Annotated in this window: 19 protein-coding genes; 15 read left to right on the top strand and 4 right to left on the bottom strand. The window is 59.5% G+C overall.

Features of this window, described 5'->3' with window-relative positions:
* The 4 genes from AC5E6N_RS07465 to AC5E6N_RS07450 form a co-directional block, all read right to left on the bottom strand.
* On the bottom strand, positions 1 to 729 hold a 729-nt coding region (locus AC5E6N_RS07465), incomplete at its 3' end, for an endonuclease/exonuclease/phosphatase family protein (RefSeq protein ID WP_491747228.1).
* Positions 730 to 738: 9 nt separating this feature from the next.
* Positions 739 to 1,575: a carbohydrate ABC transporter permease gene (locus AC5E6N_RS07460; protein WP_491747227.1), complete on the bottom strand. Its 837-nt coding sequence runs from the start codon at positions 1,573 to 1,575 to the stop codon at positions 739 to 741.
* Positions 1,572 to 2,519: a carbohydrate ABC transporter permease gene (locus AC5E6N_RS07455; RefSeq protein ID WP_491747226.1), complete on the bottom strand. Its 948-nt coding sequence runs from the start codon at positions 2,517 to 2,519 to the stop codon at positions 1,572 to 1,574. Before AC5E6N_RS07455 ends, AC5E6N_RS07460 begins: the two co-directional genes overlap by 4 nt.
* A gap of 6 nt (positions 2,520 to 2,525) precedes the next feature.
* Positions 2,526 to 3,719 (bottom strand): ABC transporter ATP-binding protein, encoded by a 1,194-nt coding sequence (locus AC5E6N_RS07450; protein WP_491747225.1) that lies wholly within the window; start codon positions 3,717 to 3,719, stop codon positions 2,526 to 2,528.
* A 363-nt stretch (positions 3,720 to 4,082) separates the two neighbouring features.
* Here AC5E6N_RS07450 and phnF point away from each other — a divergent pair, with 363 nt between their 5' ends.
* The 15 genes from phnF to AC5E6N_RS07375 all read left to right on the top strand — a co-directional run.
* A complete protein-coding gene (gene phnF, locus AC5E6N_RS07445; RefSeq protein WP_491747224.1) occupies positions 4,083 to 4,850 on the top strand; it encodes a phosphonate metabolism transcriptional regulator PhnF in 768 nt (255 codons plus the stop codon).
* Positions 4,851 to 4,861: 11 nt separating this feature from the next.
* Positions 4,862 to 5,314 carry a phosphonate C-P lyase system protein PhnG gene (locus AC5E6N_RS07440; RefSeq protein WP_491747223.1) on the top strand — a complete coding sequence of 151 codons (453 nt, stop codon included), beginning with the start codon at positions 4,862 to 4,864 and terminating at the stop codon, positions 5,312 to 5,314.
* Positions 5,314 to 5,859, top strand: coding sequence for a phosphonate C-P lyase system protein PhnH (phnH, locus tag AC5E6N_RS07435; protein ID WP_491747222.1), 546 nt, complete (start codon positions 5,314 to 5,316; stop codon positions 5,857 to 5,859). Before AC5E6N_RS07440 ends, phnH begins: the two co-directional genes overlap by 1 nt.
* Positions 5,856 to 6,965: a carbon-phosphorus lyase complex subunit PhnI gene (locus AC5E6N_RS07430; protein ID WP_491747221.1), complete on the top strand. Its 1,110-nt coding sequence runs from the start codon at positions 5,856 to 5,858 to the stop codon at positions 6,963 to 6,965. Before phnH ends, AC5E6N_RS07430 begins: the two co-directional genes overlap by 4 nt.
* A complete protein-coding gene (locus tag AC5E6N_RS07425; RefSeq protein WP_491747220.1) occupies positions 6,966 to 7,883 on the top strand; it encodes an alpha-D-ribose 1-methylphosphonate 5-phosphate C-P-lyase PhnJ in 918 nt (305 codons plus the stop codon).
* Complete coding sequence (locus AC5E6N_RS07420) at positions 7,880 to 8,695, top strand: ATP-binding cassette domain-containing protein (protein ID WP_491747219.1); 816 nt, start codon at positions 7,880 to 7,882, stop codon at positions 8,693 to 8,695. Before AC5E6N_RS07425 ends, AC5E6N_RS07420 begins: the two co-directional genes overlap by 4 nt.
* On the top strand, positions 8,692 to 9,471 hold the full coding sequence (locus tag AC5E6N_RS07415; RefSeq protein ID WP_491747218.1) for a phosphonate C-P lyase system protein PhnL: 780 nt from the start codon (positions 8,692 to 8,694) through the stop codon (positions 9,469 to 9,471). Before AC5E6N_RS07420 ends, AC5E6N_RS07415 begins: the two co-directional genes overlap by 4 nt.
* A 561-nt stretch (positions 9,472 to 10,032) precedes the next feature.
* Entirely contained in the window at positions 10,033 to 10,977 is a 945-nt protein-coding gene (locus AC5E6N_RS07410) for a dipeptidase (RefSeq protein WP_491747217.1), read from the top strand.
* A 27-nt stretch (positions 10,978 to 11,004) separates the two neighbouring features.
* Positions 11,005 to 12,267: an NAD(P)/FAD-dependent oxidoreductase gene (locus AC5E6N_RS07405; protein WP_491747216.1), complete on the top strand. Its 1,263-nt coding sequence runs from the start codon at positions 11,005 to 11,007 to the stop codon at positions 12,265 to 12,267.
* An 86-nt stretch (positions 12,268 to 12,353) separates the two neighbouring features.
* Positions 12,354 to 13,955, top strand: a complete 1,602-nt coding sequence (locus tag AC5E6N_RS07400) for an ABC transporter substrate-binding protein (protein WP_491747215.1) — start codon at positions 12,354 to 12,356, stop codon at positions 13,953 to 13,955.
* 21 nt (positions 13,956 to 13,976) lie between these two features.
* On the top strand, positions 13,977 to 14,954 hold the full coding sequence (locus AC5E6N_RS07395) for an ABC transporter permease (RefSeq protein ID WP_491747214.1): 978 nt from the start codon (positions 13,977 to 13,979) through the stop codon (positions 14,952 to 14,954).
* 10 nt (positions 14,955 to 14,964) lie between these two features.
* Positions 14,965 to 15,816: an ABC transporter permease gene (locus AC5E6N_RS07390; protein ID WP_491747213.1), complete on the top strand. Its 852-nt coding sequence runs from the start codon at positions 14,965 to 14,967 to the stop codon at positions 15,814 to 15,816.
* A 1-nt stretch (position 15,817) separates the two neighbouring features.
* Entirely contained in the window at positions 15,818 to 16,837 is a 1,020-nt protein-coding gene (locus tag AC5E6N_RS07385) for an ABC transporter ATP-binding protein (protein ID WP_491747212.1), read from the top strand.
* Complete coding sequence (locus AC5E6N_RS07380; protein WP_491747211.1) at positions 16,834 to 17,814, top strand: ABC transporter ATP-binding protein; 981 nt, start codon at positions 16,834 to 16,836, stop codon at positions 17,812 to 17,814. The genes AC5E6N_RS07385 and AC5E6N_RS07380 overlap by 4 nt, the downstream gene beginning before the upstream one ends.
* A gap of 10 nt (positions 17,815 to 17,824) precedes the next feature.
* A partial coding sequence (locus tag AC5E6N_RS07375) for a CapA family protein (protein ID WP_491747210.1) occupies positions 17,825 to 18,363 on the top strand: 539 nt, incomplete at its 3' end.

Raw genomic sequence — 18,363 nt, 5'->3', positions numbered from 1 at the left:
GATCGCCATCTCATCCGGGTGCCCCGCCGCCACCCAGGCATCGACAAAGCCGCCGCTATGCGTAACCCGTCCCCATCGGGGGCCAAACGGCCCGGCAATCTGCGCATAAGGTGCGCTTTCAGGGAGGAAGTTAAGGTCGCCCAAGAGGATTGCCGATACGGGCACGGATGGCAGCGCCGGTTCGCTCGAAAAGCTTGGATCCCCCATATGCCGGCCGTTCAGAGCCGGCCCCTCGCGCGGCCCGTTGCGATGTGCGGTCAAAAACCGTTCCACCTGAAGAGCGCGCTGTTCGTCGCATAAGTGACAAAGATGCGTGCAGTAAACACGAAGCGGGCCCAGCGGCGTATCGACCGTCGCCTCGAGCACGGCCTTTTGCATGTCGAGTTTCTCCCTGGCGCCAAGTTTGGGCAACAGGTGATTGCGTGACGAGAGAATCGGAAAACGCGACAAGATCATATTGCCGCTTCGCCGTCGACACCGTTTCATGTATGCGCCGGTCGACGCGTCGTGTTTGGCGACGTCGATGGCCGGGCCGTAGATCCAGTCGTGATCCGGCAACAATTCCGCGATCTGCTCAACCTGATCCACGTTTCCCGAGCGGTCCCAATGTGTGTCCACCTCCTGAAGGGCGATGATGTCCGCGTCGCGCACAACCGCAATCGATCTTTCCAGATCGCATGTACCGTCCTGGCCGACCCCGAAATGGATGTTGTAGCTAACCACCTGCATGTTTCCGTCCTATTTCACACCGCCCGCACTGATACCTTCAACGAACCACCGCTGCGCAAACAGGAACGCGACAACCAGGGGCGCCACGACGATGGTCGCGGCGGCCATGAGCGGACCATAGTCCGATCCTGCCTCCTGATCGCGGAATGCAACGATGCCAAGCGTTGGCGGCATGAGTTCTTCGGATCTGACGGCAATCAGCGGCCAGAAAAGATCGTTCCAATGGGAAACGACCGAAAAGATACCGAAGGCGACGACCGCCGGCCAGGCCATGGGAACCATGATGCGCCAGACAATCGCCAGTTCCGACAGCCCGTCAAGCCGGGCGGCATGAATCACGTCGTCCGGGATCGTCATGAAGAATTGCCGGAACAGGAAAATGCCGAATGGCGAGACGATGAAGGGAAAGATCAAGGCAGCATATGTGTTCAAAATGCCGAGCTGATAGGCAAGCACGAAAAGCGGCAGCGCCAGCACCTGATGCGGGATGAGCAGGCCGATGAGCACCAGGGCGAAAATCGCCTTGCGGCCGAAGAAACGCAATTTGGCCAGCGCGTACGCCGCCGGTGCGCAGATCAGGATTTGCAAGACCAGAATCGACCCGCATATGATGATACCATTGAGCAGAAAGCGGGGCAGCGGCGCATCCGTCAGGGCCTGTCGGTAGTTCTCGACGGCGTGCCACTGCTCGGGAAAAATCGAAAAGGTGGACTGAAAGATCTCGCCGGGAGGCTTGAGCGACAGGCTGATCATCCAGATGAAGGGAACGAGTATGAAGCCCCCGGTGAGGACCAGCACAAGATGACGCGCTATGGCGTAAGCGGGGTGGGTTTTCCGGGCGGTCATGAATAGTGGACCCGACCGTCCATGACGCGTGCCTGCAGCAAGGTCAGTGACACAACGAGGCAAAGAAAGACGACCGTTATCGCTGCGCCATAACCGGTGCGCAGGAAAACGAAGCTCTCGGTGTAGAGCGTATGCAGGAGTACCTCGCTTGCCTGTCCCGGTCCACCCTGAGTAAGCACTGCAACGGTGTCGAAAACTTCGAAAGCCCTGAGGGCCGTCACGATCACGACGAACATCGTTACCGGGCCAAGCAAGGGCAAAGTGACGGTAAAAAGGCGGTCGAGCGCACCGTCGGCGCCATCGACCTGTGCCGCATCGTACAAGTCGGCGGGAATGCTCTTGAGCCCGGCCAAAAACAAAACCATGGCGAAGCCGAGATTTTGCCAGATGCCGATCACGGCGAGCACCGGAACAACGGTGTTCTTGTCATGCAGCCAGTTGGCGGTGGGCAGGCCGACCTGTTCCAGCGCTTGGTTGACAAGGCCGATGGTGGGATGAAGCAGCGCCTCCCAGGCAACGGCCATGGCCGCGAGCGTCGCCATATACGGCACGAAATGAACGGCGCGGTAGAAAGCACGAAGGCTCCTTCCGTTCTCGATCACAAGCGCGATCCCAAGGCCCGAAAGGATGGTTGCCGGAACAACGATGATGACGTAGACGACGGTGTTGACAAAGGATGTCCGGAACGTGTCGTCGCCGAACAGTTCAGCGAAATTTTCAAGGCCGACGAAAGAGAGCGTTCTCGCACCGAATTGCCAATCGGTCGCGGCAATGACAAAAACGCCGAGCGTCGGCACGATGAACAGGGCCAACAGCAGAAAAACCGCCGGGCCGATCAACAGATAGCTGGTTGCGTTTTCAAAAAAATAGCGACGTCGGCTGATCTCCCCGACGGCGCTTAACCGTCCGGTCGCTGATGGCGCAACGATTCTGGACAATGTCATCTCGCTCTAGACACCCATGGATATGGATCCCGCAGGACCGGTTGGTGTTTCCGGCAGATCGAGGTCCGACAAATCCGTCGCCGGGTTGATGCCTCCCTTGATGATGCCATTTGTCCTTTGTCGTGCTGCAGGATCGTCTGCCCCCGCAACCCGTTTGCCGTGGGAATCGAAGAGCAACAGGCCTGAATGCCGCGGTGCGAAAGAAAGTGCGTCGCCCTCGACCAACGTCGTGTGCTGTGCCGGATCCAGGCGAACGGTCACCAGTTGATCGGCTTCCGATACGTCCACATGGGCGAAGATGTCGGCACCCAGATGCTCGATATCGCGTACGATGCCACGGATCGCTTGTGAACCGTCGCTTTGCTTGACCGACAAATCCTCTGGACGGATACCGACCGTGACCTTCGCGCCGTTTTCGAGTGAGTGGTTGACGGCCAGGTGGCCACCGGGCAGGGCAATCCCGTCATTGGCGGCGGTTCCTGCCAGCAAATTGATGGTCGGCGATCCAACGAAAGCCGCAACACGAAGGTCTGCAGGCCTTGCATATATGTCTTGGGGTGGAGCGATTTGCACCAGTTTGCCATCCATCATAACCGCCACCTGATCAGACATGGTCATCGCTTCTGACTGATCATGGGTTACGTAGATGAACGTGATGCCCAATCGACGATGCAGCGCCTTGATCTCGGCGCGCATCTGCACTCGAAGCTTGGCGTCGAGGTTTGACAGCGGCTCATCCATCAAAAAGACTTTCGGACGACGAACCATGGCCCGCGCCACCGCTACGCGCTGGCGCTGCCCGCCCGAAAGCTGCCCCGGCTTCCGGGTGAGCAGATGATCGATCTCAAGGGCGGACGCCGTGGCAAGGACGTCGCGGTCGACAGCGTGTTGTGTCGCGGCACGGCCGGGCATGACACGCCCGATGAGCGGTAGGCGCTGCATCTGGGTAAATCGTCGCATACGCAGCGGCAATGCGATGTTCTGATGAACGGTCATATGCGGGTACAGCGCATAGGACTGAAACACCATCGCGACATCGCGCTGCTTCGCCCGGAACTGATCGACCGGCTGATCGCCAATACGAACCGAACCCGCGCTTTGCAGTTCGAGTCCTGCGATGACCCTCAAAAGTGTGCTCTTTCCACATCCCGACGGGCCAAGCAGTGTAACGAACGCACCCGGGGGAATATCGATCGTCACGTCCTTGAGTACGGCTGTCTTGCCGAATGACTTCGAAACAGCCTGCAACGAAACCCCGGGGGCCGGTGCATCAGTCATTATAGCCCCTCATTTGCAGGCATCTCCCTCCGTGCGCAGGCGGCACGCTCGACCGGTGCGAGTATCCGTTGACGCACATCATATGTTATCTATATCCCTAGGGAGATATCTGTGGCGAGTGAAACTTTTGTGACGTCATGCCGCCGGTATCGATCAAATGCCGACATCCGGAAAAAACGATATTGACCTATGTTCCCTAGGGATATAGGTTTACAGCATCGCATGATTATATGCACGCCGCCAAGCGCTGAAAGCGGCCTGTCTGCAATACGGGGAAATGACATCATGGAAAGCAGCGGTTCAACAAGGTGGCACAAGGTGCGCCAGGCGCTGGAGGAAGACATCCGATCGGGTGCGCTCGGGCCGGGAGCCCAGCTTCCGAGCGATCCCGCTCTCGCTGCTCGATTTGGCGTGAACAAACACACCGTACGACGCGCAATTACCGAAATGCACAAGGATGGCTTTGTTCGTGTCGAGCGGGGCAAGGGCACGTTCGTCACAGAAGCACCTCTATCCTATGTGCTGTGCGAGAAGCCGAGTGTGACGCAAAACCTCTTGCGTAGCCATCGCCTGGCCAGTCGCAACCTGCTCGAGACCTTCGAAATGCCGGCGCCGAATGACGTAGCGCAGCATCTTGAAATCAAGCCGGGTGAGCCCGTCTACGGCATTTTCTCCACCGGTCAGGCCGACGGAGTGACCGTCACCGCCGGTTATGCCTATTATCCGGTAAGCCGGGCGCCCGGAATTCTGGATGCTTTCTCCGGTGAGAATTCCGTCACAAAAGCACTCAAGCGCATCGGCATTGTAAGCTATCGGCGGCTTTGGACCCGGATTCGTGCCCGCATGCCCACGGAGAAAGAAGCATCCCTTCTGCAGATTCCGATGACGCTTCCGGTTTTTTCCAATCTGAACGTCGATGTAACCGATGACGGTAAGCCGTTGAAACTGAGTGATTCGGCCATGCGTTCGGATTGGTATGAATTCTATCTCAATACCGATGAAGTGCTATCGGTTGCGAAGCGGCAAAAGGCGAAGAAAAAGGGCAAAAAATAAGGTGCCGGCATTTGCTTCCCAAAACTGAAAAAGAGAATTCGGCTATGCCGTTTTGCAGGGCGCTGAGCGTTCTTGCGCGCGCCGACACACAGGCGGTGAAGGCGCTGGCCGAGGCCATTGTCTGCGACCTCGGAGCAATCGAGGTGCTCAAGAGTCGCACAGGCCTGGCGATGTTGCCTTGTCGCGATACGGTCGAAGGCACGATCTTCCATCTCGGCGAGGTGCTGATGGCCGAAGCCCATATCCGGCTCCCTGAACGCGATACGGAGGGGTACGGCGCGTGCGTCGGACGCGATCTTGAACATGCTATGGCGATGGCCGTCTTGGACCTGGCCATGGTGTCCGGTGTTGCAGACGATCGAATCGCCGAGTTCGTCGAACACCAAGCCGAGCGGCTGCGGCGGCAGGAAGACGATATGCTCCGAAAGATTGCTGCGACGCGCGTCGAGATGGAGACGTTTTGATGATGCCTGCCGTTGAACAGCATCCGGAAGAGCAACGCGTTCACCAGACATTCGAGACGCTCATGTGGGCGCTGGCCGAACCAGGCAGCGTCCGCAAGTTGCCGCGGCCGGGCCTTGAGGACATTGCCGAAGCGCTCGTCGACATCGAGGTCACGATCTTCACGCCCGATCCGCGTTTGATGGGGCAACTTCGGCGAACCGGCGCAACGCAGACCGTTGCAAGCGAAGCGGATTATCTCTTCATCCCGGGATCGGATGCATTCCTGCCGGACATCGTTGTGGAGGCCCGGACTGGCGAGCCGCTTTATCCCGACCGCGCGGCGACGATCGTTTTGGGCGCCGATATCGGCAGCGGCGAGAAACTGCGCCTTACCGGCCCTGGCGTCGATGGAACATGCGAGGTGCTGCTTGGCGGCCCTCCCGCGGCGTTCTGGGACATCCGAGCACGCATATGTCGCTACCCGCTTGGCTGGGATGTGTTTTTCGTCGACGGCGTCCATGTCATGGGCCTGCCACGCTCGACCGTCGTGGAGGTGTTGCCGTGAAGACGTGGGCCGCGCGCGGTGGCGAAGCAGCCATTGCGAACTCAGAACGATTGTTTCGGGAACGCCTGGGCGGTATCGCACGCGATCAGGTGAATTCGATCGAACGGTCGATGCCCTATCTGATAGACCGGGTCATGAGCGAGGCCTCGCTCTACGCACCCGAACTGGCGGCGCTGGCTCTGGTCCAGTCCGGCGGCGATTTGAGCGAAGCTGTCCTGCTGCTACGCGCCTACCGGACGACCCAGCCCCGTATTGCCTATGCCCGACCGGTCGATCCGGGCGATTTTTTTACGGTTCGCCGGATATCAGCCGCCTTCAAGGATATTCCCGGGGGGCAAATCCTTGGTCCGTCCCTGGATTACTCTCACCGGCTCCTGCGCACCGAAGTCTTGACGGCTGGTGACCTTGCCTGCGAACCCGTGGTGCCGGCCGAGGTCCCTTCGCCGGCGAAATTGCCCTCGCTTGCCGACTGGCAGCGCAAAGCCGGACTGATCGCTGAGACAGCGGATGGACCGGATCACGCCACTGGTCGCTCGATCCCCGATCTGACGCGCGAGCCGCTCCTCTTTCCGGCCTCGCGCGCCCACACGCTTCAATCGCTGGCGCGTGCCGATACCGGCGGCACCATGGCGCTCGGCTATGCCAATATGCGCGGTTATGGCGCCGTCCATCCAACCGTCAACGAGCTTCGTCTCGGAGAGGCCGAACTGGTGCTCGACCATCCGCGGGGCGGGACATTCAGCGCAGGGCGCGTTCGGGTCAGTCAGGCCGAGATCGTCAGCCAGAGCGACGCGTCCGCTTCCACGCCACTGACACTGGGTTTTAGCGCCACACTGGGTTGGAATGAAACCAAGGTGATCGCTGGTGGTACGCTCGATTTGGCTATGCGGCAAAACGCATCGCACCCGGCGGCCACGCCGGAATTCGTACTGTATCACACCGAACCGGCCGATGCTGCCGGTATGTGTCAGCACTACAAGCTGCCTCATTATGTGACGTTTCTGAGCGCACTTGACGCGGTGCTTGGCGTTCGGCGGGAGGCCGCGGGAGGTGATGACGGTTCGGATCAGGCCAGCACAACTTCCGAACTCGAAGAGGTGGAATGAATGGGCGCGCTCGCTGATCTCGTCCGGCCCTGGAAGAGTGTCTCCTATGGATTTCTTGACGGTTCGGCCAAGCGTGAGCTCCGGCGCAAGGTTCTGAAGGCGATTGCTGTGCCGGGCTGCCAGGTTCCCTATGCGAGCCGCGAAATGCCCATTGCGCGGGGCTGGGGGACCGGCGGCCTGCAAGTCACGTTGACGCTTGTCCAGCCGCATTCGCTGGTCAAGGTGATCGACCAGGGGGCGGATGACGGCGTCAACGCCGCCAATATCCGTGCCTTTGTTTCGCGTGTCAGCGGTGCCGCGACAACCACGGACGCGATGAAGGCGACATTGATCCAGTCGCGCCACCGGATTCCAGAAGAGCGCCTGCGGCGCAGGCAAGTGCTTGTGTTGCAGGTGCCCGACCCGGAGCCCTTGCGCGGCGTTGAACCGAATATCTCCACGGCCCGCGCGATGCATGCCGATGCCGACTACGGGCTGATCTGGCTGAAGCTCTACGAACAACTTGTCCGGGACGGTCGCATCACGCAAGGGTCGAGCTATCCGGCGCTGGTGAACGGCCGGCATGTGATGAGCCCGAGCCCGGTCCCGCGCTGGGACGTGCCGAAACTGCATCGTGCGGACCATCTGACGCTTTTGTCGGCGGGCCGGGAAAAGCGGCTTTACGCCATCCCGCCGCATACCGAGGTGCGTCCGCTGGAATTCTCCGATGTTGCCTTCCAGGTCGAGCAAATGGCAGGGCGCGTGTGTGTCCGTACCGGTGCGAGTGGCCAATATATGAACGAGATCCCGCAGCCCGATGGCAGCACGCTCTATGAACTGTCCGACAGCGGGCTGGCTGAAAAGCTCGCCAAAGGAGCCGGCGCCAAGTCCGCGATCATCGGGCCGACCTGGTATCAGGACGGGGTATTCAAGCCATGAGCATCCTGACGCCGCCCGTCGTGCTCGACCCGCCGCGCTTCGTCGTGACCCCGCCGCTGCTCGTCGCCGAGGGTCTGTCCAGGCGCTATGGCGATCTGGTTGCGCTCGACGACGTGAACCTGTCGGTGCAGCCCGGCGAAGTGATGGGGATCGTCGGCGAGAGCGGCTCCGGCAAGTCGACGCTTCTAAGACTCCTGAACCTGGAAGAGCCGGCCGACAGCGGCCGCTATACGCTCGATGTCGCCGGCCATGCCGGCACGAACCTGTTCGATCTGGACCGTTTTGACAGGCGTGCGCTCAAAGTGGCCCATATCGGCATTGTCTATCAGAACCCGCACCGCGGCTTGCGCATGCGCCACACCTCCAGCGGCAATGTGGCCGAGCGCCTGCTGGTGGCGGGCGAGCGCTCCTTCGAAGCCTTGCGTGCACGCGCCAGGGCGTCCTTGTCGGCTTCTGAGTTCCCGATCGACCGCATGGATACGCTGCCGGTCACGCTGTCGGGCGGCATGCAGCAACGGGTACAATTGGCCAAGGCGCTGGCGCTCGAACCCGAGCTCCTTCTGCTCGACGAGCCGACGACGGGGCTCGACGTCTCGGTGCAGGCGCTGGTGCTCGACACCTTGAAACGGCTTCAGCGCGAGCGCGCTATCACCATGGTGCTGGTGAGCCACGATCTCGGCGTCATCCGCACGCTCGCCGACCGGGTGGCCGTCATGCGGGCCGGCCGCATCGTCGAGCAGGGACTGGCCGACCAGGTGCTGAGCGATCCACAACATCCCTACACGCAGCAATTGGTGCAGGCCAAGCTATGACAGTCGATCTGATGCAACCGCCCACCGAGGTAACCGGGCCCGCCTCCCGGCCGGACACGACAGAACCGTTGCTTGCCGTTTCCGACCTCGGCAAGGCGTTCGACATGCACCATCTCGGCCGGCGGCTGCCGGCCTTCGAGGAGGTAACGTTCGATCTGCATGCCGGGCAGTTCCTGCTGGTCAAGGGCGGCAACGGCGCCGGAAAGTCGACGCTGTTGCGCACGCTCTACCGTACATACCGGGCCGGAACCGGCCAAGCCATCTATCGATCGCAGCACGGCCCCATCGACCTGTTGCGCGCCGCCGACATCGACATAGCCCGTCTGCGCCGCACCGAGATCGGCTTCGTCACCCAGTTCCTGCAGGCCCGGCCGCGCGTGTCGGCGGAAGACTTCGTCGCCGAGGCGCTGATGGAGACGGGCGCGCCTCGCGCTGCGGCACGCGATCGCGCCCGCGAGGCACTCGACGCCTTCGGCCTCAAGCAGGACCTGTGGGCCGCCTATCCGACGGCGTTCTCCGGCGGCGAGCAGCAGAAGGTCAATCTCGCCAGGGCCCTGATCAAGCCGCACAAGCTCCTGCTGCTCGACGAGCCCACCGCTTCGCTCGACGCCCCAGCACGCACCGCACTCATCAACCGCCTTGCGCTCCTCAAAAAAGCCGGAACCGCAATGATCGCAGTCTTCCACACGCAGAAGGAGGTCGAGCCTATCGTCGACGGCACATTGACGCTTTATCCGCCGAACAAGACGGCGGCCGTTGGTCGGCGCCAACAATGACCGTCCCGAGGTCTCGACCGTTTCCGCTCCTGTAACGCCGCCTGTCTCCTGGCTTTGAGATTCACCTGAGCGAACCATCGACGCGCTATGGCATGCCGCAGGCGCACTCATCACACTGTTCGATCTAAACCGGACACGCTCCAGCGGAATACGCAAATCACTTCGCCGCCTGCGGATGTGATTCCGGCTGAAGTGGATACGTTTCCAATCATTCCATACATGCATTAAGTTAGAAGTATTATGAATTTTTGTTTGAATAAGTTCTTAGCTACGTTTGCTGCATCGACAACCGGCTTCGCTTGGGCATATGCGCACTTCCGAATACCACAGATGGCTTGAGACGACCAAAGTCACTCGAAGGCCCAAAGTCAATCAAAGGCAATGTGTCGTTCTCGACACCGATGGTCCGGACAATGTGCCGCCGGTGTGGCGTTCCCCAAATAGCCGGGCCGACTTGGGGCATGCGGGTGGCGGGCTGCTATGACTATGGACAACCTCATTGACAACAGGGACGGCCGACGGCCAGGCTAGGAGGTGGCGAACTGTAGGCGCATCTGGGACATGACGTTGCCCGGCATGTTCAGTGGGCTTAACGACGTTCAAACCCTGTTTCAGTATCACGCGTCCGGTTATCGCTTTGTCTCGGTCACCGCCGCGAATGACACCTGTCACGATTGCGACCTTGCCGCGGAATTCATCCGGTCCATCCATCGCACAGTTGAAGCAAACGCGAACAAGTTCAGAATTGTCACCTGCGTTGCCGACATTGAAGGGGCCGTCGCCACCGGCCAGTTGGCCATCAGCTTCAATTTTCAGGGAACCAATCCATTTGGAGGGGACCTCGGCAACGTCGCCCGGTTTGCCGCGCTGGGATTGGATCACGCCTTGCTGGCCTACAACGAAGCGAACAGCGCCGGCGGCGGGTGCGCGAGCGATTCCGGCGACGCGCTGACGTCTTACGGCCGCGATCTCATCCGGGAATTCAACCGCCAAGGCATCATTGTCGACGGCAGCCACGCCGGCTATCGCACCACGATGCAGGCGATGGAGTTTTGTCAGCAGCCTTTCATCTTCTCTCATTCAAACGCTCACAGATTGTTTCCGCACTATCGCAATGTGCGCGATGATCAGATAAGCGCGTGCGCTTCATTGGGTGGCATTGTCGGGATCAATGGCGTCGGGGCGTTTCTCGATGCCGATGGTGTCGCCGGCCCGGAACAGATATTCCGCCACATCGATTATATCGCGGAGCGTGTCGGTCATGAGCATGTCGGGTTGGCATTGGACTTCATACAGCGTACCGACCTGTTCGCGCAGCGTGCTGCCGGCGAGGCGTCGAAGTGGCCGACAAACGACGGGCAACCGGTCCGGTTTGATCAATTCGCCAAACCGGAAGTTACGCACGAGGTGGCCGCATTGCTCGAAAGCCGCGGCTACTCGGCCAGGCAGGTCAACGATATTCTCTGGGGTAATTTCTATCGTGTTTATGCGGAGGTTGTCGGCTAATGCCCTGCGCATCCGGAGAGTCCGCACATGGCTAGTGTTGCCGTCATTGGTGGAGGGATTGTTGGCGTGTGCTGTGCTGCATTCATTCAGCGCGCCGGCCATGATGTAACGCTTATCGAACGGTCGGATATTGGCGCTGGTGCGTCGTACGGCAACGCGGGGATCATCTCTTCAGGCGGCTGCGTGCCCATGGCGCTGCCGGGTGTTATCGCAAAGGTGCCGGGGATGCTGCTGTCGCGCGACGGCCCGCTATCGATTCGTTGGGCGTATGCGTTGAGACTGTTGCCCTGGTTGATCCGATTCGTGCAGTCAGCCAGATCGGACCGCGTCGAGAGCATATCCATCGCTCTGCATAAACTCCTCAGCGGTGCCCATGCCGCTTACGAAGAAGTCATCGGCGCGTCGGCATTTGACCGTCAAATCGCGTCACAAGGGCTATTGTTCGTGTTTTCATCGAAAGCCGCCTTCGACGGTTCCGCCCGCGCCCGAGAGATCAGGGCAGCGCGTGGCGTCAAATTCGATATCATCGGGCGGCATGCTTTACATGCACTTGAATCTGAGCTTGCCCCGAACCTTCAGCACGGTATCTTGTTTGACGAGGCGCGTCACGCCTTGGATCCAGGCGATCTGACCGAGGAACTGGCGACACGCTTTTCATCGGATGGCGGCCAAATCGAAAAGTCGGAGATTACGGCCGTCACAGAAACTGAAGACTCCGTCGTGCTCTCTTCCATTCGTGGTTGCCGCCCCTATGACATGGCAGTCGTTGCAGCGGGCGCCTGGTCTCGCCGCCTCCTGAAATCCGTTCGCTTGACGATACCGCTCGACACCGAACGAGGATATCACGTGATGCTTCCGGACCCGAACATTGTCATTTCGCGTCCGGTCATTGTGCCCGAAATCGGCTTCGCGATCACGCCCATGCGCAATGGAGTGCGTCTGAGCGGTCTGATCGAATTTGCCGGTCTGGATGCCTCTCCGGATTACTGCAAGGCAGAGCGAATGCTGCATCAGGCAAAGAGGGTGCTTCCCAATCTGAACACCACCGGTGGAGAATATTGGATGGGGCACCGCCCATCCTTTCCCGACTCCATGCCGGTCATCGGGCCGTCGCGCCCGCAATCAAGACTGTTTTTCGCATTCGGGCATGGCCATCAGGGCGTCGGTTTTGCCGCGATCACCGGCAAGATTATCGCCTCACTTGTCAATGGTGACGAGCCACCAATCGACATTGCCCCGTTCTCGCCGCAAAGGTTTGCCCGGGCGAATGAGAGACGCCGCTGGACATAAGCGTCCAGCCAGCGGCACAGCAATTCTAAGTGAGGACGTGTGAAGGCGGGAGGTCGTCTCCGGCCTTGCAGATAGGGAGGAAAACTATGCGCTCGCTGAATTTAGATCAGGCTGTCGGCACAATCGCTCGTGCCGCAGCGCTCGGATCGGTTCTCTTTGTCGGTCAAGCGGTTGCCGCGGAACTAACAATCGGAACACGGTCCGAGATGACCATGGATCCGCATTTTTTCTGGTCCACACCGAACCGTGCGTACAACGTGCAGATATACGGTTCTCTCGTGCGTCTCGACAATTCGATGCGAACCCGGCCGATGATCGCGAAGGAATGGTCGCTGGTCGATGGAACAACATGGGATTTCGAGATCGATCCCACAGCGCGATTTCATAACGGGGCAAAAGTAACAGCGAAGGACGTCGAGGTATCATTCGACCGGGCATTGAACCTTGAGAATGCCGCTGCCTCCTACAAGGGCGCGTTACGCGGCGTGGAGAGCGTTCGCGCTATCGATGGCGATACCATACGTGTGAAGACCAAGGAGCCGAACCCGGCATTGCTGCACCAGGTGGCACAGGTCTCCATCATTCCAGCCGACATTGCGGCTTCGGCCAACCAGATGGATTTCATTGCCGGCAAGGCGGTGGTCGGAGCCGGTCCCTACAAGTTTGTCGAATTCAAGGCCGGTGACCGGCTGGTTATCGAGAGAAACGAGGACTATTTTGGACCGAAGGCCAAATGGGATCGCGTAACATTCCGGGTGATCTCGGATGATGCGGCACGTGTTGCCGCACTGCTGGGCGGTGATGTCGACGTCATCGATTTTGTCCCGCCCGTTGATCTTGCCCGATTGAAGCAGGAAAAAGACATCAAGGTCCATCGCGGTACGTCTGATCGGACGATGTTCCTGATCCCTGATGTCGGCCGGGACGTGTCACCGTTTGTCACCGACAAGGAGGGAAACGCGCTTGACAAAAACCCGCTCCAGGACGTGCGCGTTCGAAAGGCGATCGCTATGGCGATCGACCGGGATGCGCTCGTAGCACGCATCATGGATGGTGCCGGCACCCCGGCGAACCAGAACGTCGCCCCTCGGGTGCTCGGCCATGCCCCGGGGCTTCCGGAGATCAAACATGACCTGGAGGCCGCCAGGACGCTTCTGGCGGACGCCGGCTATCCCGACGGTTTCGGCCTGACCATCCACTGCACCAACGATCGCTACGTGAATGATGGACGGATCTGCCAGGCATTGGGGCAGATGCTTGCGCGGCTTGGCCTTGACATGAAGGTCGAAGCATTGCCCAAGGCGGTCATGTTCCCGAGAATTCGCGATGCAGACGGTGAGCGTACAAGCTTGATGCTGCTCTCGTTCGGCAGCGGCACCAGTGGCGATGCCGGCGGCACACTGACACACACCATCCACACCTATGACAAGGACCGCGGGTTCGGAACCTGGAATGTTGGCCGGTATTCGAACAACGGCGTCGATAAAATCATCGAAGAGGCGGTCACGACGCTCGATGCGGATGCCCGTGCGAGCCTCCAGTCTAAGGCGATCTCCATGGCAATGGCGGACATGGCGGTTATCCCGTTGTTCTACAACAACGTGATTGTCGCATCCCGGGCCGATCTGGAATACACGATCTACGCCGATCAAAGTACGGTAGCCGACGCGGCGACGCCGGCCAGATAACGCACACGCGCCAAGGGGCAGATGATGGTCACGTTTCTACTGCGCAGAACGGTGCAAGCGTTCATAACGCTGGTAATCGTGTCCATCATCATCTTCTTCGGCGTCTTTGCTCTGGGCAATCCGGTCTATGTGCTGGTTGATCCGAACGCACCGGCTGATGTGGTGGAGCAAACCATCCGCCGTCTCGGCCTGGATCGTCCACTGTATGAGCAGTACTGGATATTTGTCTGGAACGCGCTCCAGGGTGACCTGGGAACGTCTTACGCACATGCCCAGCCCTCCCTGGCCTTGATCGCAAGCCGGCTCACGGCGACATTTGAGTTGGTGCTTGCCGGACTTGTGCTGGCAATAGCCGTCGGCCTGCCGTTGGGTTTGCTTGCCGGATATGGAAAGAGCAACTGGACGGCAAGGCTCTTGTCGTCGGCTTCGATCCTCGGCATCAGTGTCCCCACATTCTGGCTCGGCCTGTTGATGATCATCGTTTTCTCGCTGGAGCTCAAATGGCTGCCGACCGGCGGTAGAGGTGATACGGTATCAATACTGGGGATCGAGACATCTCTGCTGACCCTGGATGGTCTGTCTCATCTCGCTCTGCCGGCCGTGACGCTGTCCTTGTTTCCCCTGGCCCTGATTATCCGGCTTACCCGCGCCGGGGTTCGAGAGCATAGCCAGATGGACTATGTGCGTTTCGCGCGCGCGATGGGCATTCATCCCGCCAAGCTCCTTATCGCCTACGTTTTGAGGAATGTTCTGATCCCCATCGTGACGATGATTGGTCTCGTTTTCGGCACCCTGGTCGCATTTGCAGTGGTCACCGAAACCGTGTTTGCCTGGCCGGGCATCGGCAAGCTCCTTATCGACTCCATCAAGATATCCGATCGGCCTGTCATCATTGCCTATCTGCTGTTCGTGGTTGTTCTGTTCCTGGCGATCAACCTGATTGTCGATATCGTCAACGCGATGCTCGATCCGCGCATCCGCTTGCATCAAGAGACTTGAGGAGCCGGTCATGTTCAGCGCATTCACGAAGTCACTGGCGGCGACCATTTCGCTCGCCGTCATGGCGATAGCCGTTCTGTGTGCGATGCTTGCACCCTGGATCGCGCCTCAGAACCCCTACGATCTCGCACAATTGTCGATCTTGGATTCTCGATTGCCTCCGATGAGCCGGGGTGCCGATTCCACCTTGTTCATCCTTGGGACGGACGATCAGGGTCGCGATCTTTTCAGCGCCATTTTATACGGCCTGCGGATCAGTCTGGGCGTTGCATTTATTGCCACCGCACTCGCCGTTTTTCTGGGCACCTCGCTCGGTTTGATCGCTGCCCACATGGGCGGCCGCGTCGACGCGCTGCTCATGCGGATCGTCGATATGCAATTGTCCTTTCCGGCGGTCCTTATCGCGCTGATGCTGGTCGCACTGGTTGGCACCGGGATTGATAAAGTCATCATCGCCATTGTTGCCGTGCAATGGGCCAGATACGCCCGGACGGTGAGGGCGTCCGCGCTGGTCGAGAGGGAGCGCGAATACGTTGAAGCGGCAAGATGCCTTGCGTTCGGTAGTCCGAGGGTCATGTTTGTCCACATTCTTCCGAACTGCATGGGGCCGCTCAGCATTCTGGCAACGGTTGAGATTGCATCGGCGATTTCCATTGAGGCCACGCTGTCGTTTCTCGGCGTCGGGTTGCCGATTACCGAGCCGTCCCTGGGACTGCTGATATCGAACGGTTATCCGTTCATGCTCAGTGGCAACTATTGGCTTTCGATCTATCCGGGCGTCGTTCTTATCGTTCTGATGGTGTCGGTGAACATCATTGGCGACCGGCTTCGCGAACTGATCAATCCGAGATCCGAGAAATAGCATGCTTCAGAACGCACAGAATCCGGGTTCGTCATTGACGCTATCGGTTCGCTCTTTGGCGACGCACTTTGATATTGGCCATGCGGTCGTGCGGGCTGTCGACGGAGTCGACTTCGACGTCAAGCGTGGCGAGATACTCGGTCTGGTGGGCGAATCCGGCTCCGGCAAGACCATGGCCGGCCTTTCAATCCTCGGACTTGTCGAACATCCGGGTCGAATTGTGAGTGGCCGGATTGTCTTCAATGGCATGGATCTGGCCCGAATGTCGGAAGTGGAGCTTCGGCAGGTGCGTGGCAACAAGATATCAATGGTGTTTCAAGACCCGCTGACCACCTTGTCTCCGACGATGCGCATCGGCAAGCAGATGCGTAACGTGATCGCGGCGCATCATAAGATCACCGCAAAAGAGGCTCGGGACAAATGCCGCGATGCGCTCGCAAGGCTTGGCATTCCGTCGGCAGATGAACGTTTGGACGCATACCCCCATGAACTGTCCGGAGGCATGCGCCAGCGTGTGTGTATCGCGATGGCAATGCTGAACGAGCCGGATCTGATCGTTGCCGACGAGCCGACGACGGCGCTCGACGTGACAACGCAAGCGCAAATCCTGCAGGAAATCAGACAGCTTCAGGAGCGAAGCGGAACCGCTTTCATTTGGGTCACGCACGATCTTGCCGTCGTGTCCGAATTGGCTGACCGGTTGGTCGTCATGTATTCGGGCCAAATCCTCGAGCAAGGTGAGACGTCGAGTGTTCTCGAAGCGCCCGGGCACCCCTATACACGCGGTCTGCTGCAATCGATCCCGGCCTATAACCGGAAGTCCGGGAGGTTGCCGCAGATTCCCGGTTTCGCTCCCATGCCGGGCGACCGCATCGACGGTTGCAAGTTCGCGTCGCGCTGTGCCAACAGGCAGGCCGTCTGTGAGCAGCCACCCGTCCTTGCGGACATTGGCGGCAATCGAAACGTGCGCTGTTTCTTCCCGCTGAACACAACCTCCAAGACCGGACAGGGGATGGAATGACATCGCAAGTCGTACTCGAAGCCCAGGCGCTCACGAAGACATTCCGTTCCGACGGCGGTTTGATCGGTAAGCTTGTCGGCAATTCGGAAAACGTCGTGCGCGCGGTCCAGGATGTCAGCTTCGCGCTTTCTTCGAATGAGGTTCTGGGGCTTGTGGGTGAGTCCGGCTGCGGCAAGTCGACGCTCGGCAGAGTATTGGCGGGTCTCATCCCGTCAACCTCCGGCGAGATTCTTCTCAGCGGTCGCCAACCGGTATCGCTTGACAGGGTTGAACGACGGAACTGGGCTCGCAACATCCAAATGATCTTCCAGAATCCCTACGCGTCTCTCAATCCACGCAGAACGATCCGGCAGAGTATCGAGGAACCGCTTAGGGTCCATCGAATGGTGCCGCAGAATGACATTGCGGCAAGAGCGGATGAACTGCTCATGATGGTTGGCCTCAAACCGGAATTCGGTGACCGGCTGCCGCACCAGCTGTCCGGCGGCCAGTGCCAGCGGGTCGGCATCGCACGGGCGCTGTCGGTTTCGCCTAAAGTCCTGATCTGCGACGAAGCCGTTTCGGCACTGGATGTATCGATCCAGGCTCAGATTCTCAACCTTTTTGCAGATCTGCGTGAGGGGATGGACATTGCTTACGTCTTCATCAGCCATGACCTCAGTGTCGTGGAACGACTGAGTGACCGGGTCGCCGTCATGTATCTTGGCCGGATTGTTGAAATGGCCGATCAGGCGGCGCTTTTCGAAGAGCCTCAACATCCCTATACGATCGCGCTGCTTGAGGCTGTTCCAAAAATCGGAGCCAAAGGCCGTCAGGTCGAGATCATTTCCGGAGAAAGACCGTCACCGCTCAATCCCCCGCCGGGTTGCCACTTCCATCCCAGATGCCCCCATGCGACGGATCTGTGCCGAACGAGCGTGCCTGAACTGAAACAACTAAAGCATGGCCGATTTGCGGCATGCCATCTCCTCGATTGAGGGTCGGCACATGAGCGCGATCTGGAGGCTGGCCGCTGTCGGTGATGTGTTTCTCAACCGCTGCGATAATTTCGATGCGTTCGAATTCGTCCGGCCGGTGTTTGAGGCTTGCGATATTGTCTTCGGCAACTGTGAGGGGGCGTATAGCGCAAAGAAGAACAGCACGCCAACGGCAGGCGGGTTTAGCCTGGTTACATCACCGGACCAGGCGCGGCCTCTGAAGTCCTCCGGGTTCAATGTGATGTCCCTGGCAAACAATCATGCGCTTGATGCGTCTCACGATGGCCTGCTGGACACATGCTCTTTGCTGAAAGAGTTCGCAATTCAGCCCGTCGGAGCCGGCGCAAATCTGTCAGATGCGAGGAGACTCGTCTGCACAGATGCATCTGGCCGCAAGGTTGGTTTTCTGTCTTTCACCTCGGTATTTCCCGCGGGCTATGAGGCAAGGGACACGTCACCGGGCGTTGCCGTGATGAGAGCGCATACACACTACTTCGTACATCCGGAAGCCTTCGGTCGTGTGGAGCCGGGTGCCGATCCCTGTATCCT

The organism is Hoeflea sp. (assembly GCF_984452065.1).
The sequence above is the reverse complement of the archived record's forward strand: the minus strand, read 5'-3'. Positions and strand labels throughout refer to the sequence as shown.